Here is a 20,296-nt window from a genome sequence, read left to right on the forward strand (position 1 = left end):
GGCAGGCGGTCAAGGGCTACGGCGGCGAAAAGGGCACCGGCCTGCGCACCGACCGCGACCTGCCGATGGGGGTCATCGGCGCGCTCGTGCTCATCACCATCGTCTTTATCTGGCTCTTCCCGCCCATCCCCGTCACGCTGCTCGGCGCGGTGTGCATCGCGGTGTTCGGGTTCTTCTTCGCGACCGTCTCCTCCCGGCTGGTGGGGCTTGTCGGCTCGAGCAACAACCCCGTCTCCGGCATGGCGATCGCGACGCTGCTCTTCTGCACGATGCTCCTCAAATCCACCGGCAGCGCCGGGCAGGGCGGCATGATGGGCGCGATCGCCATCGGGTCGGTCATCTGCATCATCGCCGCGATCGCTGGCGACACCTCACAGGACCTCAAGACCGGCTATATTCTCGGCGCAACCCCGCGCAAGCAGCAGCTCGGCGAGTTGGTGGGCGTGGCCGCCGCCGCGCTCGCGATCGGCGGCGTGCTCTACCTGCTCGACATGGCCTGGGGCTACGGCTCCACCGAGCTGCCCGCCCCCCAGGCGATGCTCATGAAGATGGTCGTCGAAGGGGTCATGGAGGGCAACCTCCCCTGGACCCTCGTTTTCGCGGGCGCAGGCATCGGCGTCGCCGCCGAGATCCTGCGCATCCCCGTGCTCCCCTTCGCGGTGGGCATCTATCTGCCCATCCACCTCTCCGTTCCGATCATGACGGGCGGCCTCGTCCGTCTGTGGTTTGAAAAGCGCCGGTGCCGCTCCGAAGAGGCGCGCAAGGACACGGTTGAGCGCGGCGTCCTCTACACCTCCGGCATGATCGCGGGCGAGGGGCTCATCGGCATCCTGCTGGCCGTCTTCGCCATCATCCCGGTCGGCAAAGACGCCGCCGGCGAGGCGGTCAGCCTGGGCAGCGCCATCGACCTCTCCCGCCTGACCTCCGGGCTCGGCGGCTGGGCGGCCCTGCTCTCCCTCGCGGCCTTCGGCCTGCTCATCCTCTCCCTGCTGGGCGCGGCCCTCCGCAACCGCCATGACGCGGCGTGAGCGTCGGTCCCGCAACTACCTCGAATTCATTCCGCTGCGCGACCCCGGGCTTCCCTGGCGGGAGCGGGAGCCGGGACTCGTCACGCTGACGGCCGCGCACCGGGGATTTTTCAACCGTGTGGCGCAGCGGTGCTTCGGACGGCCCGCGGCAAGCAGGATCGACCTCGACCGGCAGGGCAGCTTCGTATGGCTCCAGATCGACGGCGCCCGCCCGGTCGGGGAGATCGGCGCGCTGCTGGAAGCGCGGTTCGGGGAGGAGGCCGCGCCGCTCTACCCGCGCCTCGTGCGGTTTATCGAGCTGCTGCGGGAATACCGGTTCATCCGGTGGAATACAGAATGATCCATTAAACTTTGCCCGGATGTCCGTCGGACAAGCGGAAAAAGGAAGGACGCGGCCATGGCCGCGTCCTTCCTTTTATTATGCAGTCTCCCGGCGCTTCCGGCGCTGGATGTTGTTGAGGATCCGCACGCAGGCGGAAACGAGCAGGATGCCGATCGCCAGCGCGCCCGCGATGCCCAGCGTGTGGATGCCGGTGTTCATGAAGTTCATCATATCGCCGTTGATGCAGTATTCCATCGTGTAGTAGATGCCGCCGCCCGGCACCAGCGGGATGAGGCCCACGATGAGGTAGACGGTGGCGGGGGATTTCTGGAGGCGCGCCATGATCTCGGAATAGGCCGCGACCGCGAGGATTGCGGCGAACGACTGGGTGATGTCGTTCTGGAGCCAGCCGCAGAGCAGGTAGACGCACCAGCCGACCGCGCCGCCGAGCGACGCGAGCAGCAGCATCCGCTTGCGCATGCGGATGTTGAAGACCAGGCAGTAGCCGACGCACCCCATAAAGGAGTAGAGGCAGGGCAATAACAGTTCCATCAGATCCCCTCCCTACAGCATCCGCGCGACGGCGAGCGCGGCGCCCGCGCCGAGCGCCATCGCCGCGGCGGTGAGCAGCGCCTCGGTGAGGCGGGCCTGTCCGGCAAGGTAATCCCCCGCCATGATGTCCCGCATCGCGTTGGTGATCGCGACTCCCGGGACGAGGTTCATGAGCGCGCCGATGACCATCTTGTCGATGTTCTGTCCCAGTCCCAGCCCCACGGCGGCCACCGCGAGCATCATTGTGACGCCGCTCGCAATGATGTTGACGAAGACGGCGTTGGCCTTCCAGCGTTCCAGCGCAAATACGACAAAGAACATCGCCAGCCCAATGACGGCCGCGCAGCCCGCGTCCGCGAGCGTCCCCCCGAAAAAGAGGGCGAAGGAAAACGCGATCAGCACATACCCTGCGCACCGCCGCGCGGGCGGGGAGCCGCCCAGGCGGCGGATTGCCTCCAGCTCGCCGTACGCCTCCTCCAGCGGGACCTCCCCCCGGCAGATGCGCCGGCAGAGGGCGTTTAAAAGGTCGATGCGGTCAAGGTTGGTGCCGCGCGCGTAGATACGGCGGGTCTTGCTGACCGTGCTGCCGTCCCCAAGCGTGATCGACACGATGATGCAGGTCGGCACCGCGAAGACGTTCGCCTCCCGCGCACCGTAGGCGCTCACCAGCCGGTAGACCGATTCCTCCACGCGGTAGGTCTCCGCGCCGCTCTCGAGCAGCTCGCTGCCCACGTCCGCCGAGACGTGCAATAGCTCGTTGTAGTCCAAGGCCCTTCCCCTTCCGTACCGAACTGCAAAATCCCGTAACAGTATACCATAGTTCCCCCGCGCAGACAATGGCGCGGCGGAAAAGAGATCCCGTTACACAAAGGTCAATTTCCCAATTAATTGGATATATTGTGTGACTGATCCACATTTTTCGTTCCCGCCAAAAAGCTATAAATCATTGATTTTCTTGGGAAAAATATAAAATTTCTGTCACAAACTAGATAAAATATTGTTTTGTGACTGGCGTGTGATTACCAAATGCTATATTTTGGTTGTTACCAATGGCAAATGCTGGGGTTCTGTTAAAAAAGCCGAACTCCACGGAAATAACAGGAAGGGTGTGGACAGAAATGAGCGATCCGGCGGGAAAACCGATGGACCCCGCTTCGTTCCTCATCCAGGTGCAGTTCCGTCAGAACGCCACCTGGCAGGGCAGTATCCAGTGGCTCGACAAGAAAAAGACCCAGCGGTTTAGAAGCACGCTGGAACTCATTCAGCTGATGGACAGCGCGCTGGATTCGCGGGGCCCGGACGAGAAAGCGTTCGCGGCCTGGGACGATTCGGACGCCGGTACAGTCCCGGCGCAGAAGCAGGAGGAAAAGGAAGATGAGTAACATGAAGAAACTTTTGGCTACCCTTGTTGCGGCGCTGCTGGTGCTGACGCTTGTGCCGGTCAGCGCATTGGCAGCAGGACCTGTTACAATATATATTTATGCGGCCATTCCTGATGGGAACGGCGGATATCTATATGGAGATGCCGCCGCTCATGCAATGCAAAATGGAAAGACATCTACTACCGATGTAACTACCACTTGGAATGCCAGTACGTCAATGAGCAATTGGACTATAAAGTCTTATTCCCAATTGGGATTTGTTCCAAAGAGCGGATGGAAATACAAAGGGACTTTTAAATATAATTTTGGCAGCTTTTTTGACGCGAAGACTTGGAAGACTGGCGAGACAACCGGTATTGTCAATAACAGTACCCGCACGCTATATTATTATTTTGAAAATCCTGCTCCAGCCACCTACCCGTTAACTGTCGAAACACTCGTCAACGGCGAAAAAGTTGGCAGTGGCACGGGCGGTGGAAGCTACATAAGTGGAAAATCCATCAGCATCGCTCCCGCAAGCTTCACCAAAGACCCGGCGTATGATTATACGTTTGCCGGCTGGACCATTTCAAACGGAAGCGGCACCTTTACCAACGCTAAGAGCGAAAACACTTCTTTTAAGACTGGGAACGCCGCTACCACCATCCGCGCAAACTATCATGCGGAACGAAAGCCCGTCACCCCTAGCACGGCAAATTTGACGGTCAAGACCCATATAAACGGCGAGCTTTCCAAAACAGATTCCTATGGACCTTATGATTTGCCATCCGACGGCAACGGTATCGTCATCTACCCGGAAGCCAACAAATCCGGCTTTGATACGGAGAACTATGACTACGAGTTCGTAAAATGGAATAAAGAAAGCGGCAGCGGACATTTTGGAAGTACGGTTGAAAACGCGCCCTTCCGAATTAAGGACGACAGCGTTGTATCCGCCTACTACACCGCCACTCCAAAAGCCGCTGAGACCTTCACCGTCACCTTTGACAGCAACGGCGGCTCCGATGTGGCTTCCATCACCGGCATCGCCCGGGGGAGCACGATCGACAGGCCCACCGACCCGTCCAAAGAAAACTGCGACTTCTCCGGTTGGTACAAGGATGACGGCACTTTCGCCGAAGCATGGAACTTTGGCTCCGATACCGTCACCGAAAATCTCACGCTCCACGCCAAGTGGACTGAAAAGAGCGTTGACCCGCCCAAACCCGAAGTCGACCGGATCACACTCCTCTACGCCTCCGCCGACGGGCAGATCAACGAAACCCACTATATGGACGCCCCGTCAGTCGCCGGCCCGGTGGATCTGTCCGACGCGATCAAGAGCTTCGGCGGCTACCGCTTTGACAGCTTCTCCGTCTCCTCCGAGCCCAAGGAAGCCGCCGATATGGTCAGCCTTATGTCCGCGGAGGCCATTTCGGAGGAAGCTCCCGCCGCCTCCCTCAAGCAGGAGGTCGACGCGCTCAAGGCCGCGCTGGTCAAGGACGGCATTTATACCGACATCGACGAAATCGACGCCGATCTGGACGACTACCGCGATCTCGCCGGACAGATCGACGAGCTCAACGCCAAGCTGAAAAAGCTGGCGCATCAGGAAGAAGACAAGGACGACGCGTTCGATGAAAACCAACAGAGTTCCGACGATCAGCAGGGCTCCGACGATCAGCAGGGCTCCGACGACCAGCAGGGCTCCGACGACCAGCAGGGCTCCGACGACCAGCAGGGCTCCGACAATCAGCAGGGCTCCGACGACCAGCAGGGCTCCGACGACCAGCAGGGCTCCGACGATCAGCAGGGTTCCGACGATCAGCAGGGTTCCGACGATCAGCAGGGTTCCGACGATCAGCAGGGTTCCGACGACCAGCAGGGTTCCGACGACCAGCAGGGTTCCGACGACCAGCAGGGTTCCGACGACCAGCAGGGTTCCGATACTCAGCAAGGTTCCGATGACCATCGTGACAGCGACAGCAAGGGCAACGAAAAACCGACCCTTGAGGAGCAGATCGAATCGCTCGAATCGAATATCCAGTCCTACCGCGACGCGCGTTCCGAGCTCAAGCACAAGCTCGGCAGCGAGCTGATCGAGAAGGACGCGGCGCTCCGCTCCGCGGCGTTCCCGGCGCTTCTGTCGGACAATGCGATTGCCGTATCCGCAAACGACGTGGAAGTCAGCGGCAACACCTTCCAGTACGACCCGAGCAACGTCTATACCGTCATCTTCCACTATGTGAAGACCGGCGGAAGCAGCAATCCCGGCGGCGGCGGAAGCAGCGGCAGCGACCGCCCCGATACCCCCTCCACCCCGATCCTCAAGCCTAAGGACGAAACCGTCCCCGAAGGCCTCCTGACGATTGAGGATGAGGAAGTGCCTCTGTCCGCGCTCCCCACCAAGCAGGGCCCCAATACCGGCCGCGGCGGCGAACGCCATGCAAATCTCGCCGCGCTCACCCTCCTGCTCAGCGCCTTTGTCGGGCTGCTCAAGAAGAAATAACGGACTTATGAAAGCCGGGCGCGCGATCCTCGCGCGCCCGGCTTTTTCCATTTTTGTGCACATTTCATATAGACGAGCCCTTTCCTCTGCGGTATACTAGAAAAAATACAGATTATCAGGCCGCTTTGCGGCCAGAAGCGAGGAACTGTTTATGGATTCAACATACCTGCTGGCCTATGGGATGATGATGGTTTTGATCGTCATTGCCTTCATTGTCATCAATCAGGCCCACCAGAAAATCCGGCGGATGTGCGATCCGTTCGGCATCGCCTTTGCCGAGGCCGCCAACCACACCCTCTCCGGGCTGAGCTGCAAGCCCGCCACGGAAACGCTCGCGGACGGCGCCGTCCGGATGCTCCCCTTCGAGCAGCAGTCCCCCGAGATGCAGGAGGTCCTGCGGCGCGGCTGCGACGCCTATGTGCGGGAACGGCACGAGACGATGCAGAACGCCCTGCGGCAGGTTCTGGAAGCCACCAAAGCCAACAGCCGCCAGAACAAGTTCTATTTCGGCGTGCTCAATGAAATCTACCGCGTGAACCTGCTCTTCTTTAACGGCTGCCATGACCTGTCCACCCTCGCGGATGAGGACGACCGTACAGAGTTTGGCCTCTACATCGACAACCAGGATTTCATCCGCGGGAACATCTCCAAGCGGATGACCACCGCCGGGCAGAAGCAGCTCGCCGCGCTCTGGGGCCGGCACGACTGACCGGCGTTTCCTGTAAAGCAACTTTACTTAACGCGATTCTTGTAGCAGCTGCAAAAGCGGCCCGCACAGCCATTGAGGCTGTGCGGGCCGCTTCGTTTTACTGCCAAGTGATTTACCTTTACTCCATAAACGCCGCGAGCAGTTTTTCACGGACCTCCGCCACGTTCGTCTCCCGGACGCGGCGGCGCAGCTCGAGCACGTAGGGCGGCGAAACGGACAGCTCGTCGACCCCGATGGCGAGGAAGGTCTCGGTCAGCTCGGGGTCCGCGGCAAGCTCGCCGCAGATGCCCATCCAGATGCCCGCCTTGTGGGCATTGTCCGCCACCAGCTTGATGAGCCGCAGGATCGCCGGGTGATGCGCGTCATAGAACCGCTCCAGCTTCTGGTTCTGGCGGTCGATCGCCAGAGTGTACTGGGTCAGGTCGTTGGTGCCGATGCTGAAGAAATCCACCTCCGGCGCGAGCCGGTCGCTGATCATCGCCGCCGCGGGCGTCTCAATCATGATACCCAGCTCGACCTCCTCGGAATAGGGGATGCCCGCCGCCTTCAACTCCTCCCGCACCTCGGCGGCGATCCGCTTGATCTCGCGGACCTCCCACACGGAGGTGATCATCGGGAACATGATCGCGATGTTGCCGAACGCCGACGCACGGTAGAGGGCGCGCAGCTGGGTCTTGAAGACGTCCTCCCGCGTCAGGCAGATACGGATGGCGCGGTAGCCCATCGCGGGATTGTCCTCCTTGGGCAGCTGGAAGTAATCCACCTGCTTGTCGGCGCCGATATCGAGGGTGCGGATGACCACCCGCTTGCCGGCGGCCGTCTCCGCGACGGTGCGGTACGCGGCGAACTGCTCCTCCTCGCTCGGGTAGCCGCTGCTCTCGAGGTAGAGGAACTCGCTGCGGAAGAGCCCGATGCCCCCCGCGTCGTTGGCGAGCACCGCGCCCATGTCGGAGGGGCTGCCGATGTTGGCGTAGATGAGCACCTTCTGACCGTCGACCGTGACGTTTTCCTTGCCCCGCAGTTCCTGGAGCAGGCGGCGCTTGTCGTTCTCCTTCTCCCACTTTTCGCGCAGGGCCGCCGTCGTCTCCGCGTCGGGGTCGACGTAAATCTGCCCGCAGAAGCCGTCCACGATGACCTCGCGGCCGTTATAGGCCTCCTCCAGCGCATCCCCCACGCCGATCACGGCGGGGATGTTCATCGTGCGCGCCAGGATCGCGGTGTGGGAGTTGGCCGAGCCGCGCTTGGTCACGAACGCGAGAATCTTGTTTTTGTCGAGCTGGACCGTCTCGCTCGGCGCGAGGTCGTCCGCCGCGATGACCACCGGCCCGGCCGAGTCGACCCCCGCGCTCTGCACGCCGCAGAGCACGTTCACCAGCCGCTCGGACACGTCCTTGACGTCCGCCGCGCGCCCCTGCATATAGGGGTCGTCCATCGCGGAAAACATCTGCGCGAAGTTATCCGCCGTCACGCCGACGGCGTATTCCGCGTTCACCCCCTGGGAGGTGATGATGTTGGTGACCGAATCGCAGTAGTCAAGGTCCTCGAGCATCATCTGGTGGATCTGGAAGATCATCGCGTTGGTCTCCCCCACCTCGACGAGCGCCTTCTGGTAGAGCGCCTCGAGCTGTTCGACGGCCTTTGTCTTCGCGTCCTCGAACCGGGCGATCTCCGCCTGCGGGTCGTCGACGCTGCGTCGGTGGATGTTCTGCTGGCGGCGCTCATAGAACGCCAGCCTGCCGAACGCGATCCCGCCGAACACGCTCTTGCCGTTTAATACTATCATTCCTGCACCTCCCGAAGATTTCCCCGCCGGGTCAGAGCTGTTTTCCCTTCACATAGACCGCACGGATATTCAGCTCCCGGTCGGCCAGCACGAAGTTGGCGAGCTTTCCGGACGCGATCGAGCCCATGCGGCCGTCCTCGCCGATCGCTTTGGCGGGATTGATCGTGGCCATCCGGACGGCGCTCTCGAGCGGCACGCCGAATTTGACCGCGCAGCGCATGCAGTCGAAGAGGTTGGTGGCGGAGCCCGCGATCGTGCCGTCCGAAAGGGTCGCGAGGTTGCCCTTGACGTCGACATGCTGGCCGCCGAGCGAATAGGCCCCGTCCGAAAGGCCGGTGGCCATCATGCTGTCGCTGATGAGCACGACCTTGTCGTCCCCGAGCAGCTTGACGGTCGCGCGCACAACCGCCGGGTGGATGTGCACCCCGTCGCAGATGAGCTCCGCCATCGCGCCGCTGTCCGCCACCGCGCCGACCACGCCGGGCGCGCGGTGGGAGAAGGGCGGCATCGCGTTGTACAGGTGGATGGCGCGGGACGCGCCCCGCCGGAACGCCTCCATCGCCGTATCGTAGTCCGAGGTGGTGTGGGCCACCGCGACGGCGCAGTATCGCTTCGCCTCGTCGATGAACTCCATCGCGCCGGGCAGCTCGGGCGCGACGCAGGCGGTCTTGATCCTGCCGCCCGACGCCTCCCACAGCCGCCGGAACATGCCGATATCCGGCTCACGCAGGAAGGCGCCGTTCTGCGCGCCCTTCTTGGCGGGGTTGAAGAAGGGCCCCTCCATGTTGACGCCGAGGAACATCGCGCCGCCCCGGTAGGAGTAGCGCGCGGCGTTTTGGTAGATCGCGGCGAGCGTCTCCTCCGCCAGCGTCATCGACGCGGGCGAGATGGCGGTCACGCCGTTTTTGCCCTCATAGGCGGTGATCGCGTCGAGCGCCTCGTCGGTGCCGTCGCAGAAATCATAGCCGCTGCAGCCGTGGGAGTGGATATCGATCAGCCCGGGAAGCATGAGCAGCCCCGACGCGTCGACCGTACCGCCGCCCGCCGTTTCGGCGAACAGCTCCCCTTCCACCGCGACGTCCCGTTTTTCAAAGGCGAACCCTTCGGTATAGACCTGTGCGTTTTTGATAATCATCTGGAACCTCCGTCCCCGCGCCGCGGGGCTTTTACAGTTGGATTTTGGCGAGCGCCGCGCCGTCCGCCACAACGGTCACGTCGTTGTGGAGCTGGAGGATCGACGCGGGCACCGCCGGCGTGATCGGCCCGCAGAGCGCCGCGTACATCGCGTCCGCCTTGCCCGCCCCGCTGGCGACGAGCAGAATCTTTTTCGCCTGCATGATCGACTTGATACCCATCGAATAGGCGTAGCGGGGCACGTCGTCCCGGTTCTCGAAGAAGCGGGAGTTCGCCTCGATGGTGCTCTCGGTGAGCGCGACGCAGTGGGTTTCCTTCTCGAACGCCTCGCCCGGCTCGTTGAAGCCGATGTGGCCGTTCGCGCCGATGCCCAGGATCTGAAGATCGATGCCGCCCACGCTCTCGATGACCCGGTTGTAGCGCGCACACTCCTTTTCGCTGTCCGGCTCCATGCCGTTGGGGATGTGGGTGTTTTCGGGCCTGATGTTGATGCCCTTGAAGAAATGCTCGTTCATGTAGTAGTAATAGCTCTGGTCGCTCTCCCGCGGAAGGCCCTTGTACTCGTCGAGGTTGACCGACTTGACGGAAGAGAAGTCGATATCGCCCTTGTTGTACCAGTCGGTCAGCTGGGCGTAGATGCCCTCGGGCGTCGAGCCGGTGGCCAGCCCGAGCACGCAGTTGGGCTTCATGATCACCTGCGCGGAGACGATGTTGGCGGCCTTGCGGCTCATGTCGTGGTAGTCCTTCGCAACGTATATTCTCATGGTCGGTTCCCCCTTTTTGCTGCGGCCCTGTCCGCGGGTCGCTTAGTTTCATTATAGTGGCTCTATCCGTCTTTACAAGGGCTCTTGTTTAAAAAAAGAATTTTTTAGGGATAAATCCACAATTTTTTATCCATTTTCTGTTATTGTTAACAAAATGTGTCCATAATATTGACAAAATATATCTCAGCTGTTAAACTGAAACCAAACAGAAGATGCAAAGTGATGTTACTGATGCGATCAGGCATAAGCTTTCGGACGATTGGTTGAATTGTTTGGAAAGTTTGTGCCTTTTATTTTTCCCCGATTTTCGCCGGTACATCCGCATCCGCTCAAAAGGAGGATCATTTCATGCAGACCTTTACCTACAAAATAAACGACGCCCTCGGCATCCACGCGCGCCCCGCCGGGCTGCTCGTCAAGTGCATCTCGTCCTTCCCCGCCGCGACCACCATCTCGGTGAACGGCAAGTCGGCCGACGGCAAGCGCCTCTTCGCGCTGATGGGGCTGGGCGTCAAGCAGAACGACGAGATCACCGTCGCCGTCGACGGCGAGCGGGAGGTCGAAGCCGCCGAGGCCATCAAAAAGTTCCTCACCGAAAACCTGTAAGTGCCGCGCCGCCGCAGGGCGGCGCGCGCGGTCGGCTTTCACGGGGGACGGCTTGAAGGAGGGCGCGCGGCATGCACTACAAAGTGCTGAAGGTCTATAACAACAACGTCGTCCTGGCCGAGGAGCCGGGCGGCAAGCAGATCGTGCTGATCGGCAAGGGCGTCGGGTTCGGTGCGCGCAAGGGCGACCTGATCAACGGCGACGATCCGGACAACAAGGTCTTTTCCATCCTGGACGAGAGCGTCAACCCCAGCGAGATCAAACGGCTCAACTACGACATCGAAAAGGTCGAGAAGGTGACCCAGGAGATCGTGGAGATCGCGCGCGAAAAGCTCGACATCACCAACGACAAGCTCTACGACGCCCTCTACGACCACATCGCGTTCGCGATCGAACGCCTCAAGATGGGCCTGCCGATCGACAACCCCTTCATCGGCGAGATCGCCATCATGTGCTCGCGGGAGTTCGAGGTCGCGGAGATTGCCGCCAAGCTCATCCGCAGGGAGGTCGACGTCGATATCGGCGAACCGGAAAAGGGCTTCATCGCCCTCCACCTCTACTCCGCCCGCCGCAACAAACACATCAATACCGCCATGAAAAACGCCCGGTTCTATAAGCAGGCGGTGCTCGTGGTCGGGCGGTGCTTCGGGCGGACCTTCGACACCAACTCCTCCGCCTGCAAAAACTTCCTGACCAGCCTCAACCGCCTGATCAGCTCCGCGCTGCGCGGCGCCCCGCTCGAGATGCCCGTCAAACAGTATGTCCGGCTGGGCATGGGAGAATACTACCGCGCCGCGCAGGCGGTCTCCGACCTGATGAAACGGGAGATCGGCGCGGAGCTTTCCGAAGACCACAAGGCGTTTCTGGCGGTCCACATCTGCCTGCTGGTCCAGATGTAGATTTCGGCTTTGTCTGTATACGGGGAATTCGCCCCGTACATAATAGATTCTGTTTTAGGAGGTAGACACATGGAAAAAACCACGTTCCTGCAAAAGCTCCAGAAACTGGGCAAAGCGTTGATGCTGCCCATCGCCTCCCTTCCGGTCGCGGCTCTGCTGCTCCGCCTCGGACAGGGCGACCTGCTCAACCTGCCCTTCATCTCGGCGGCCGGTTCCGCGCTGTTCGACAACCTGCCGCTGCTCTTCGCGATCGGCGTCGCGATCGGCTTCGCGAAGGACAACAACGGCGCCGCGGGCCTCGCGGGCGCCATCGGCTTCTACGTCATGAACGGCACCGCGGGCGCGCTGTTCAGCTGGCTGGTCACTCCCGTCGCGGAGGGCGCCACCGGCCTGTTCGGTTCGGTCGGCGGCTTCGCCTGGGCGCAGAGCCTCTACGCCGGCGTTGCTTCGGTCAACATGGCACACTTCGGCGGTATCATCGCGGGCGTCATAGCGGGCGTCGCCTACAACAAGTATAAGAGCGCCAAGCTGCCCGACTGGCTCGCCTTCTTCGGCGGCCGCCGCTTCGTCCCGATCATGACCGGCCTTTACACGCTGCTTGCCGGTATCGGCTTCGGCTTTGTCTGGCCGTTCATCCAGAAGATGCTTGACACCTTCGCCGGATTCCTCTCCAGCATCGGCGCGGCCGGCGCGGCAATTTATGGCTTCTTCAACCGCGTGCTGCTCTCCGTCGGTCTGCACCACGTGCTCAACTCCTACTTCTGGTTCAACTTCGGTGAGTTTGCCAAGCCTGACGGCACCGTGGTCCACGGCGACCTGACCCGCTTCTTCGCGGGCGACCCGACTGCCGGAAACTACATGGCCGGCTTCTTCCCGATCATGATGTTTGCGCTGCCGGCCGCCGCGCTTGCCATGTACTTCTGCGCGAAGAAGGAGAACAAGGCCGCCATCGGCGGCGCGATGATCTCCGTCGCGATCCCGGCGTTCCTCTGCGGCATCACCGAGCCGATCGAGTTCATGTTCATGTTCCTCGCTCCCGGCCTCTTCGTGATCCACGGCGCCCTGACCGGCGTTTCCATGGCGGTCAGCGTCATGCTCGGCATCAAGATGGGCTTCGGCTTCTCGGCCGGCCTCTTCGACATGGTCCTCAACTGGGGCATTTCCACCAAACCCGCCCTGTCGATCGTCATCGGCCTGATCATGGCGGTCATCTACTTCTTCCTGTTCGTCTTCGTCATCAAGAAGTTTGACCTCAAGACCCCCGGCCGCGAGGAAGACGAGGAGACCGCGGACTTCGGCAAGCTGGCCGACGACATCGGCTTCGACGAGCTGGCCCAGAAATATATCGCGGTCCTCGGCGGCAAGGAAAACATCAAGGAGATCGAGAGCTGCATCACCCGCCTGCGCCTCGTCCTTGTCAGCAACAAGGAGATCGACGAGAAGGACCTCAAGGCTCTCGGCGCCTCGGGCGTGATGAAGGCCGGGACCCAGGTCACCCAGGTCATCGTCGGCATGAAGGCGGAGCTGCTCGTCGACGCGATGAAGAAGTTCCTCTGATCAAAACCGTATCCGTCTTTCGGATATCCCTCTCCGCCGCGGCGGAGAGGGATATCTTGCACTACTATCAAAAGCCCCGGCAGCGGGCAACAGTATAAGGAGAATAGGGTATGCTGAACTTTCTGAAAGGCAAACAACTTGAAATCGCGGCCCCGCTGACCGGGAAGGTGATCCCCGTGACCGAGGTCCCCGACCCCGTCTTTGCGGAAAAGGTGCTCGGGGACGGCATCGCCGTCGACCCGACCGAAGGGACGGTCTACTCCCCCGTCGACGGGACGATCTTCCAGATCGCCCACACCTTCCATGCGATGGGCATCGAGTCGGACGACGGCCTGGAGATCCTCGTCCACCTGGGCATCGACACCGTCAAGCTCGAGGGCAAGGGCTTCCAGAGCTTTGTCGAGGTCGGCCAGAAGGTCAAAAAGGGCGACAAGATCATGGAGATGGACATCGGCTTCATCAGGGAGCAGGGCCTTTCCCCGATGTCCCCCTGCATCATCACCAACCTTGACGCGATCAAGTCGATGACCGCCTGCCCCGGCCCCGCCGAGGGGGGCAGGACGGCGGCAATCACCTATAAGAAGTGAGACCCTCTTCTTCCCCAGGAGGCGTTCCCATGAAAAACCGCGTGTCCATTGAGCTTTGCTGCGGCTCGCTCGAGGACTGCAAACTGGCCGAACGCGTGGGCGCCGACCGGATCGAGCTGGTGTCCGCCCATCTGCTGGGCGGGCTCACCCCCTCCGCCGGCCTCGTCGCCCTGGTCAAGGAGCAGGTTTCCCTGCCCGTCAGCGTCATGGTCCGTCCGCGCGGCGCGGGATTCTGCTATTCCGACGAGGACTTTTCCGTCATGTGCGAGGACGCGCGCCGCTTCTCCCGGATGGGGGCGGACGGCGTCGTCTTCGGCTTCCTGACCGCCGACGGCCGTCTCGATTACGAGCGGTGCGCGCGCTTCCTAGAATGTACCGGCGGCTGTGAGACGGTCTTTCACCGGGCCATCGACGTCACCGAAAACATGCTCGACGCCGCGTCGAAGCTCGTCTCCCTCGGGGTGACCCGCGTGCTGACGAGCGGCGGCTGCGCCGACGCGCTGACCGGCGCGCCCGCCATCCGCGCGATGCAGCAGATGTACGGAGACCGGATCCAGGTCCTCGCAGGGGGCGGCGTGCGCGCGGGCAACATCCTGCGCCTCGTCGAGGAGACGGGCGTCTCCCGCGTCCACCTGGGCGGCACCGCGCAGGTTTCCGACCCTTCGACCCTGCTGAACCCGACGCTGAATTTCGGGTCCTCCCTTCCGCCCTCCAACGACTGCTACCTCGCCGTCAATGAAACGACCGTGCGGGGAGTCATGCAGGTGCTCGGGCGGTAGTCATTCCGATTTACTCCCAATTCCATTCTCCGGCCCCCGCCGTTCCCTCCGTTCGGCGGGGGCCATTCATCTGCCCGCCCTCCCCCGCATATAAATCGGTATGGGAGGGATCCTTGATGAACTGTTCCGACTGCCCCGACCGGGAAAACTGCGGCTGCCGCCCGGAAAGCTGCCCCCGCTGCCGTTCCGGCGCGCCCGGATGCGACGGCTGCCTCGCGGTCTTTCTGATCGCGCTCGTCATCTTCTTTTTGCTCTGCATCATCGGCAGCCCCTGCCTGCTCTGAATTTCCGTCCCCTGCATGAAGGGCCCCGCCCCGCCCCATACTATAGGGCGAGGTGATGAACATGTCAAAAGTGAACGGGAGCTTCCCCACAGGACTCGACGCCCTGCTCCAGCGGGACGCGCGCGCCAAGCAGTATTACAGCGCCCTGCCGAGCTATGTGCAGGACCTGGTCCACCGCGGCGGGGAACGCATCCAGACGCAGGCCGAGCTGGAACGCTACGCGGGGAACATCCTCGAGGGGCTGTCCAAATAACCGTTTGGAGGCGATGGCCGTGACGGATACCAATCCCGCGCCGCGCGCCCTGCTCGAATGCCAGCGCTTGCTCTGCGGCGGCGAGGATCCGCCCGCATAAAATAGGGGCGCCCGCCGTCCGGCGGGCGCCCTGTTCCCGTTTTATCGCTATTACCGCGTTTCGTCGGCGGGGAAACGGATGCCGCACTGCCGCCGCGCCTCGTCCAGCAGCTCCATCGCGGCGATCGACCGGCGGCGGTGGGGCTCCTCTCCCCGGCCCGTCTCGGCCATCCTGAGGAACGCTTCCAGCTCGTGGCGCATGTCGTGCTCCGCCGTTTCCACCGGCAGGGGCGTCTCCCCGCCGCCCCGCAGGGACAGGCGGAGATCCCCCAGGTGGCTGATGTCCCCCAGGAAGATGCTGCCGTCCTCCCCCTGGAGCTCGCTGCGGTCGTCCATGCCGCTGATCTTCGAGTAGAGCAGCTCGGCGGTCATCCCCCCGTAGGACGCGAGGATGCTGCCCGCGCCGTCCACTCCGTTTTCGAGCTTGACGCAGGCCGCCTGGATCCGTTCCGGCTCCCCGAAAAGGAGCAGCAGCAGGTGCACACAGTAGACGCCGATGTCCATCAGCGCGCCGTTGGAGAGGGAGGGGTTGAAGGCGTTTTCGATGACGCCCGCGCGGAACCGGTCGTAGCGCGAGGAGTATTTGCAGAAGCTGAGCACCGCGCGCCGCACCTTGCCGATCCGCGGGAGCGCCTCGCGCAGCCGGCCGAGGGAGGGCAGGAACGCCGGGCGCATCGCCTCCAGAAGCAGCGTGCCGCTTTCATCCGCGGCGGCATACATCTCCCGCAGCTCGCGGGCGTTGGAGGCGGCGGGCTTTTCGCAGAGCACGTGCTTTCCCGCGCGGAGCATCTTCACCGCCTGCGCGCGGTGCAGGGCGTTGGGGCTCGCGATGTAGACCGCGTCCACCTCCTGGCAGGCGGCCAGCTCGTCGAGGTCTGTGAAGACCCGGGGCGCGCCCCACTTCGCGGCGTATTCCCTCCCGCGCTCCCGCGTGCGGGAGCAGACCGCCTCCAGCCGGAACCCCGGGACCTCCCCCGCTGCCGTCAGGAGCCGGTCGGTGATAAAATTGGTGCCGATTACAGCAAATCGCATGACGAGTTCCCCCTGTCCGTCTTTTTCGTTCGCTTCCCTTACACTGTACCTCATTTCCCCGGGAATTCCAATCCCCTCCGCGCAATTTTGCATTGGGATTTGATGCCGGGGCCGAAAGGTGCTATGATAGGATCAATGTACAGAGGGGAGTGACTGAGGTTGTTCGAGGAACTGCGGACCTTTGTGGAGGTGGCGGAGAGCAAGAACTTCACGCGCACGGCGCAGAAGCTGAATTTTTCCCAGCCCACCGTCAGCCAGCAGGTCAAGAAGGTGGAGATTTTTTTCGGCGGGACAAGCCTGCTCACCCGTTCGGCCGTCTCCCGGCAGATCGAGCTGACCGAGGCGGGCGAGGCGGTCTACCGCTGCGCCAAAAAGGTGCTCGGCACCCTGGAGGACACCTTCGGGGAGCTCGACCAGATCCGGCACAGCGCCGCCGTCCAACGCCTCGAGATCGGCGCGAGCATGACGATCGGCGACCATATGCTTCCCAGGGTCCTGGCGGCTTTCTGCGGGCGGTATCCCGACGTGCGCGCGGGGGTGCTGGTCGGCAATACCCGCGAGGTCTGCGACGCGCTCGAGGACGGGCGGATCGACGTGGGGCTCATCGAGGGGCGGGACATCCCCCACAGCTTCCAGCGCACCGACTTCTATACCGACCACCTCGTGCTCGCCGCCTCCCCCGCCCTCGCGGGGGAGCTCGGGGACGCCAGCCCCGGCAGGCTGGGCAAGGTGCTGTGGATCACCCGCGAGCAGGGCTCGGGCACCGAGCAGTACCTCGACAGCTTCATCTCCTCCAACCACATCCGCGTGGAGAACCGCATCGAATACAACTCCAATTTCGCCATCAAGGAGGTCGTCAAGCAGGGGCTCGGCGTCTGCTTCCTCTCCCGGCTCGTCATGCTCGACGAGCTGCGCAGCGGCGAACTGGTCGAGCTGCCCGTCCGCAGCTCCTACACCCGCGATTTTTCCTACATCCTTCCGAATGACCGCCCCCTCCCCGACGCCGCCGGGGCCTTCCTCGACCTTCTCGGCGAGGTCTGCGCCACCTTTTCGGGGGGCTGACCGGCGCCAAAAAAGCCTCCCGCGCGTATGCGCGGGAGGCTTTTTCCGGCAGGCGGCCCATTATTTTCGCGGGCCCGCCTTGGGGTGCTCGGAAAGCGGGATCACGTTGATCTGGGCGCGGTACTCGGTCTCTGTCCACAGGATGCGCTGCGCCACCGTCGCCTCGGGGTTCAGCGTGACGCCCTCGAGCATCATCTCCTTGAACTTGTCGTAGCCGGCCATGTCGATCAGGTGGCCGCCGTGCATATAGACGGGCTGGTGGTCCAGCACCCAGGCGGAAAACTTCTGCCAGTTGCCGATGACCGCGAGGAGGACGTCCTCGGTGACCCAGTTGAGGAAGGTCTTGCCCATGCGGGGGGACTGCTTGCCCGTGCGCCCGCCCACCAGCACGCGGAAGAACTTGGTGGGTCTGCGGGTCCACGCGCCCGCGGGGCAGACGGTCGCGCACTCGCCGCAGCCGACGCAGCAGCAGGTGTCCTTGGCGATCTTTTTGTCCTCGGTGAAGGAGAGCACGCCGGTCGCGTGCTTTTTGCACGCGTCGATGCACATGCCGCAGCCGATGCACCGCTCATAGTGGTAGACCATCTTGGAGATGCCGACGATGCCGAAATCGTTGAAGTGGCCCTTGCCGCAGTCGTTCGGGCAGCCCGAGAGGGACATCTTGATGTGGTAGTGGCTCGGGAAGACGAGCGGTTCCAGCTTGCGGGCGAGGTCCTGGGTGTTGTAGTTGGCGAGGATGCAGTGGGTGTTGCCGATGCAGGCCATGATGTTGCGGGAGCCGATCGTCGGATAGCCCGCGTCGGTCTCCATGTCGACGTCGCACATGTCGCACTCGACCTCTTCGAGGTACTCGGAGATGTAGTCGTTGACCGCCGGGATGTCCTCGTATTTGACGCCCGGCACGTTGAGGGTGTGGCGCATGCCGACGTGGAAATTGCCGTTGCCCCACGTCTGGCAGATATACTGGACCCGCTCGAGGTGCTTTGCGCTGATCATTGAGCCGGGGACCCGCATCTGGAGCATGAATTCGCCCGGCACCTTCGACTGCCGCCAGCAGTTCTTCTGGAGTTTTTTAATGTTGATATCCTGGTTCATCCGCTTGTTCCCTCCTCAATCCAACAGGTCTTTGGCGACCGTATAGTTGAATACGGGGCCTTCCAGGCAGACATAGGTCTCGTCGATGCGGCAGTGCCCGCATTTGCCCACGGCGCAGGACATTTTGCGCTCGAAGGAGACCCAGATCTTTTCGTCCGGGATGCCGAGCTTTTTGCATTCCAGACCGCAGAAGTGCATCATGACGGGCGGGCCGACGATGATCACCGCGTAATCGTCCCCGAAGGAGTCGAAGGGCACCTTCGAGATGTGGGTGGTGACGAGCCCCGTCTCCCACCCCTCGCACACCTGGCTGTCGAGGGTGTAGATCGCGCGGAACTTCTCCGCCCAGCGCCTGAGATCGGGGCGGAAGAGGATGCAGTCCTCATTTTTGTAGCCGCAGATGAGGTCGACGCTCTTCACGAAGTCCGGCTCGGCTGCGCATTTGTTGAGCAGGCTGCGCACCGGCGAAACGCCCGTGCCGCCCGCGACGACGACGAGGTGCTTGCCGCGCAGCTCGTCGATCGGCCAGCCCTTTCCGTAGGGGCCGCGCACAAAAAGCTCGTCGCCCGGCTGGAGGGAAAACAACTGGTCGGTCACCTTGCCGACCGAGCGGATGGTGAACTCCATCCACCCCTCCCCGAAATTGCTCACCGAGATGGGGCACTCGCCGACGCGCGGGAGGGAGAGCTGAAAGAACTGCCCGTGCTGGGGACGCATATCCGTCTCAATCCGGAAGGTGTATTCCAGATTGGTCTCCCGGATGATATCCAGAATCTGATGGGGTTTCGGCATGACGGGATTGTTCATCGGTATCCTCCTTCTTTCACTGGCGTTCGGCGGCGACGATCTCTTTGATCGCGGCGGCCATCTTGTTGATGGTGGCGGGGAACGAGATGAACTTCGGGCATCTCGCGCTGCACCGCCCGCAGCCCACGCACATGTGGAAATCGCCGAAACGGGCCTTGTAGTCGTGCACCTTATGTAGGACGCGGTAGCGCATCCGGTCGGCCGCGGTCGTGCGGAACTCATGCCCGCCCGCCATGCAGTCGAAGCCCGCCACCTGGCAGGAGGCCGCCACGCGGCGGCGTTCGCCCGCGTGGGCGTTTTCGTCGTAGATTTTGTCCACCGTGGTGAAGCAGGTGCAGGTGCTGCACGCGACGGTGCAGCTTCCGCAGCTGATGCAGCGGTCGTTGAACTCCTGCCACATCGGGTGCTTTTTGAGCTTGTTGAGCACGTCCTTATTGGGGATCTCGGGAATTTCCACGGTGAAATCGTTTTGCTCGATGAACCGGACCTCGAACGGCTCCTCCCGGTTCCCGGCGAAATGGGGGGCCAGCCCGGGGTCGGGGACCGAGAAGAGCAGGCCGTTTTCGTCGCGCCGGACGGCGGCAGAATAGTCGTTCGTGCGGTTGGCGCCCATCGAGACGCAGAAGCAGGTGTCCCACCCCTCGGTGCACTCCATCAGCACAAAGCGCACCCGGTCGCGCACCCGCTGGTAGAACACGTCGGCGATGCCGCCATTCTCCAGGTAGATCTTGTCCTGGTGCTCAAACGCGTTGATGTCGCAGGGGCGCAGGAAGATGAGGAGCTTTTTGGCGCCCGTGCGGCTCTCGCGGTATTCGTCCTCGGTAAAGTAAAAAATGGTCTGGGTGATCGGGCTGACGACCTCCTTGGCCGAAAAGTCCGATTTGCGGTCCCAGACGATCTCCTCGGCCCGTTTAACCCGGTCGTACCGGACAATGTCCGTATCGGAATAACGGCCCTGTTTCTCAAACAGCTTCGGCGCGTAGATCTCATACTCCGCCGACAGTTTCCGGAAGAGCTCGTCTGCCTCCGGATAGCTCAAGCGATATCCCATCTGTTTTCTTCCGCCTTTCCTCG

22 protein-coding genes are annotated in these 20,296 nt (G+C 62.4%); 13 read left to right on the forward strand and 9 right to left on the reverse strand.

What is annotated here, in order from left to right; all coding sequences use genetic code 11:
• Positions 1–1,028: OPT/YSL family transporter (locus ACZO3G_RS06510; RefSeq protein ID WP_486846953.1), on the forward strand; the 1,028-nt coding region annotated here is incomplete at its 5' end.
• Entirely contained in the window at positions 1,015–1,368 is a 354-nt protein-coding gene (locus tag ACZO3G_RS06515) for a PqqD family protein (RefSeq protein WP_101550420.1), read from the forward strand. The genes ACZO3G_RS06510 and ACZO3G_RS06515, both read left to right, overlap by 14 nt.
• A 78-nt stretch (positions 1,369–1,446) precedes the next feature.
• On the opposite strand, the gene ACZO3G_RS06520 is transcribed toward ACZO3G_RS06515, so the two are convergent.
• Positions 1,447–1,902, reverse strand: a complete 456-nt coding sequence (locus ACZO3G_RS06520; RefSeq protein ID WP_101550418.1) for a threonine/serine exporter family protein — start codon at positions 1,900–1,902, stop codon at positions 1,447–1,449.
• 12 nt (positions 1,903–1,914) lie between these two features.
• Positions 1,915–2,670: a threonine/serine exporter family protein gene (locus ACZO3G_RS06525; RefSeq protein ID WP_172439201.1), complete on the reverse strand. Its 756-nt coding sequence runs from the start codon at positions 2,668–2,670 to the stop codon at positions 1,915–1,917.
• A gap of 350 nt (positions 2,671–3,020) precedes the next feature.
• Between ACZO3G_RS06525 and ACZO3G_RS06530 the strand changes: the two genes are divergently transcribed.
• The 3 genes from ACZO3G_RS06530 (at position 3,021) to ACZO3G_RS06540 (ending at position 6,481) form a co-directional block, all read left to right on the forward strand.
• A complete protein-coding gene (locus ACZO3G_RS06530; RefSeq protein ID WP_276870301.1) occupies positions 3,021–3,284 on the forward strand; it encodes a hypothetical protein in 264 nt (87 codons plus the stop codon).
• A gap of 760 nt (positions 3,285–4,044) precedes the next feature.
• A complete protein-coding gene (locus ACZO3G_RS06535) occupies positions 4,045–5,772 on the forward strand; it encodes an InlB B-repeat-containing protein (RefSeq protein WP_486846956.1) in 1,728 nt (575 codons plus the stop codon).
• Between the two features lie 151 nt (positions 5,773–5,923).
• On the forward strand, positions 5,924–6,481 hold the full coding sequence (locus ACZO3G_RS06540) for a hypothetical protein (RefSeq protein ID WP_276872580.1): 558 nt from the start codon (positions 5,924–5,926) through the stop codon (positions 6,479–6,481).
• A gap of 118 nt (positions 6,482–6,599) precedes the next feature.
• Here the strand turns inward: ACZO3G_RS06540 and ptsP are convergent, their stop codons facing one another.
• The 3 genes from ptsP to nagB are packed head-to-tail and all read right to left on the reverse strand — an operon-like array spanning position 6,600 to position 10,162.
• Positions 6,600–8,264, reverse strand: coding sequence for a phosphoenolpyruvate--protein phosphotransferase (gene ptsP / locus ACZO3G_RS06545; protein WP_276872581.1), 1,665 nt, complete (start codon positions 8,262–8,264; stop codon positions 6,600–6,602).
• Positions 8,265–8,295: 31 nt separating this feature from the next.
• The gene (nagA, locus tag ACZO3G_RS06550) at positions 8,296–9,399 is read right to left on the reverse strand and encodes an N-acetylglucosamine-6-phosphate deacetylase (protein WP_276872582.1); all 1,104 of its coding nucleotides are present in this window, start codon (positions 9,397–9,399) and stop codon (positions 8,296–8,298) included.
• 31 nt (positions 9,400–9,430) lie between these two features.
• Positions 9,431–10,162, reverse strand: a complete 732-nt coding sequence (gene nagB, locus ACZO3G_RS06555) for a glucosamine-6-phosphate deaminase (RefSeq protein WP_101550403.1) — start codon at positions 10,160–10,162, stop codon at positions 9,431–9,433.
• A gap of 348 nt (positions 10,163–10,510) precedes the next feature.
• Between nagB and ACZO3G_RS06560 the strand changes: the two genes are divergently transcribed.
• From ACZO3G_RS06560 to ACZO3G_RS06590, 7 genes are all read left to right on the forward strand, one after another.
• Positions 10,511–10,768, forward strand: coding sequence for an HPr family phosphocarrier protein (locus tag ACZO3G_RS06560; protein ID WP_101550401.1), 258 nt, complete (start codon positions 10,511–10,513; stop codon positions 10,766–10,768).
• Positions 10,769–10,839: 71 nt separating this feature from the next.
• Positions 10,840–11,667 (forward strand): PRD domain-containing protein, encoded by an 828-nt coding sequence (locus ACZO3G_RS06565; protein ID WP_101550399.1) that lies wholly within the window; start codon positions 10,840–10,842, stop codon positions 11,665–11,667.
• A 69-nt stretch (positions 11,668–11,736) separates the two neighbouring features.
• Entirely contained in the window at positions 11,737–13,224 is a 1,488-nt protein-coding gene (nagE, locus tag ACZO3G_RS06570) for an N-acetylglucosamine-specific PTS transporter subunit IIBC (RefSeq protein WP_101550397.1), read from the forward strand.
• Positions 13,225–13,334: 110 nt separating this feature from the next.
• Entirely contained in the window at positions 13,335–13,811 is a 477-nt protein-coding gene (locus ACZO3G_RS06575) for a PTS sugar transporter subunit IIA (protein ID WP_101550395.1), read from the forward strand.
• A gap of 29 nt (positions 13,812–13,840) precedes the next feature.
• Positions 13,841–14,590 (forward strand): copper homeostasis protein CutC, encoded by a 750-nt coding sequence (locus ACZO3G_RS06580; RefSeq protein WP_256151863.1) that lies wholly within the window; start codon positions 13,841–13,843, stop codon positions 14,588–14,590.
• 116 nt (positions 14,591–14,706) lie between these two features.
• Positions 14,707–14,874, forward strand: a complete 168-nt coding sequence (locus tag ACZO3G_RS06585) for a hypothetical protein (protein ID WP_276872583.1) — start codon at positions 14,707–14,709, stop codon at positions 14,872–14,874.
• Positions 14,875–14,935: 61 nt separating this feature from the next.
• Positions 14,936–15,127 (forward strand): hypothetical protein, encoded by a 192-nt coding sequence (locus ACZO3G_RS06590; protein WP_121586242.1) that lies wholly within the window; start codon positions 14,936–14,938, stop codon positions 15,125–15,127.
• A 150-nt stretch (positions 15,128–15,277) separates the two neighbouring features.
• Here ACZO3G_RS06590 and ACZO3G_RS06595 read toward each other — a convergent pair whose 3' ends face one another.
• Entirely contained in the window at positions 15,278–16,258 is a 981-nt protein-coding gene (locus ACZO3G_RS06595; RefSeq protein WP_277138478.1) for a Gfo/Idh/MocA family protein, read from the reverse strand.
• 159 nt (positions 16,259–16,417) lie between these two features.
• On the opposite strand from ACZO3G_RS06595, the gene ACZO3G_RS06600 reads away from it, so the two are divergent.
• Positions 16,418–17,320 carry a LysR substrate-binding domain-containing protein gene (locus ACZO3G_RS06600; protein ID WP_276872585.1) on the forward strand — a complete coding sequence of 301 codons (903 nt, stop codon included), beginning with the start codon at positions 16,418–16,420 and terminating at the stop codon, positions 17,318–17,320.
• Between the two features lie 60 nt (positions 17,321–17,380).
• On the opposite strand, the gene asrC is transcribed toward ACZO3G_RS06600, so the two are convergent.
• The 3 genes from asrC to asrA are packed head-to-tail and all read right to left on the reverse strand — an operon-like array spanning position 17,381 to position 20,273.
• Positions 17,381–18,415, reverse strand: coding sequence for a sulfite reductase subunit C (gene asrC, locus ACZO3G_RS06605; protein ID WP_121586238.1), 1,035 nt, complete (start codon positions 18,413–18,415; stop codon positions 17,381–17,383).
• A 15-nt stretch (positions 18,416–18,430) separates the two neighbouring features.
• On the reverse strand, positions 18,431–19,222 hold the full coding sequence (asrB, locus tag ACZO3G_RS06610; RefSeq protein ID WP_101550383.1) for an anaerobic sulfite reductase subunit AsrB: 792 nt from the start codon (positions 19,220–19,222) through the stop codon (positions 18,431–18,433).
• A gap of 16 nt (positions 19,223–19,238) precedes the next feature.
• The gene (gene asrA, locus ACZO3G_RS06615; protein ID WP_276872586.1) at positions 19,239–20,273 is read right to left on the reverse strand and encodes an anaerobic sulfite reductase subunit AsrA; all 1,035 of its coding nucleotides are present in this window, start codon (positions 20,271–20,273) and stop codon (positions 19,239–19,241) included.
• Positions 20,274–20,296: the final 23 nt, after the last annotated feature.

The organism is Anaerotruncus sp., from assembly GCF_057433415.1.

What these genes read in the sequence shown, in the direction of transcription:
- ACZO3G_RS06575 (WP_101550395.1), top strand. Translation starts at nt 13,335, where the DNA reads ATGCTGAACTTTCTGAAAGGCAAACAACTTGAAATCGCGGCCCCGCTG.
- asrA (WP_276872586.1), bottom strand. Translation starts at nt 20,273, where the DNA reads ATGGGATATCGCTTGAGCTATCCGGAGGCAGACGAGCTCTTCCGGAAA.
- ACZO3G_RS06560 (WP_101550401.1), top strand. Translation starts at nt 10,511, where the DNA reads ATGCAGACCTTTACCTACAAAATAAACGACGCCCTCGGCATCCACGCG.
- ACZO3G_RS06515 (WP_101550420.1), top strand. Translation starts at nt 1,015, where the DNA reads ATGACGCGGCGTGAGCGTCGGTCCCGCAACTACCTCGAATTCATTCCG.
- ACZO3G_RS06520 (WP_101550418.1), bottom strand. Translation starts at nt 1,902, where the DNA reads ATGGAACTGTTATTGCCCTGCCTCTACTCCTTTATGGGGTGCGTCGGC.
- ACZO3G_RS06580 (WP_256151863.1), top strand. Translation starts at nt 13,841, where the DNA reads ATGAAAAACCGCGTGTCCATTGAGCTTTGCTGCGGCTCGCTCGAGGAC.
- asrC (WP_121586238.1), bottom strand. Translation starts at nt 18,415, where the DNA reads ATGAACCAGGATATCAACATTAAAAAACTCCAGAAGAACTGCTGGCGG.
- ACZO3G_RS06585 (WP_276872583.1), top strand. Translation starts at nt 14,707, where the DNA reads ATGAACTGTTCCGACTGCCCCGACCGGGAAAACTGCGGCTGCCGCCCG.
- ACZO3G_RS06540 (WP_276872580.1), top strand. Translation starts at nt 5,924, where the DNA reads ATGGATTCAACATACCTGCTGGCCTATGGGATGATGATGGTTTTGATC.
- ACZO3G_RS06530 (WP_276870301.1), top strand. Translation starts at nt 3,021, where the DNA reads ATGAGCGATCCGGCGGGAAAACCGATGGACCCCGCTTCGTTCCTCATC.
- asrB (WP_101550383.1), bottom strand. Translation starts at nt 19,222, where the DNA reads ATGAACAATCCCGTCATGCCGAAACCCCATCAGATTCTGGATATCATC.
- nagA (WP_276872582.1), bottom strand. Translation starts at nt 9,399, where the DNA reads ATGATTATCAAAAACGCACAGGTCTATACCGAAGGGTTCGCCTTTGAA.
- ptsP (WP_276872581.1), bottom strand. Translation starts at nt 8,264, where the DNA reads ATGATAGTATTAAACGGCAAGAGCGTGTTCGGCGGGATCGCGTTCGGC.
- nagB (WP_101550403.1), bottom strand. Translation starts at nt 10,162, where the DNA reads ATGAGAATATACGTTGCGAAGGACTACCACGACATGAGCCGCAAGGCC.
- nagE (WP_101550397.1), top strand. Translation starts at nt 11,737, where the DNA reads ATGGAAAAAACCACGTTCCTGCAAAAGCTCCAGAAACTGGGCAAAGCG.
- ACZO3G_RS06595 (WP_277138478.1), bottom strand. Translation starts at nt 16,258, where the DNA reads ATGCGATTTGCTGTAATCGGCACCAATTTTATCACCGACCGGCTCCTG.
- ACZO3G_RS06565 (WP_101550399.1), top strand. Translation starts at nt 10,840, where the DNA reads ATGCACTACAAAGTGCTGAAGGTCTATAACAACAACGTCGTCCTGGCC.
- ACZO3G_RS06590 (WP_121586242.1), top strand. Translation starts at nt 14,936, where the DNA reads ATGTCAAAAGTGAACGGGAGCTTCCCCACAGGACTCGACGCCCTGCTC.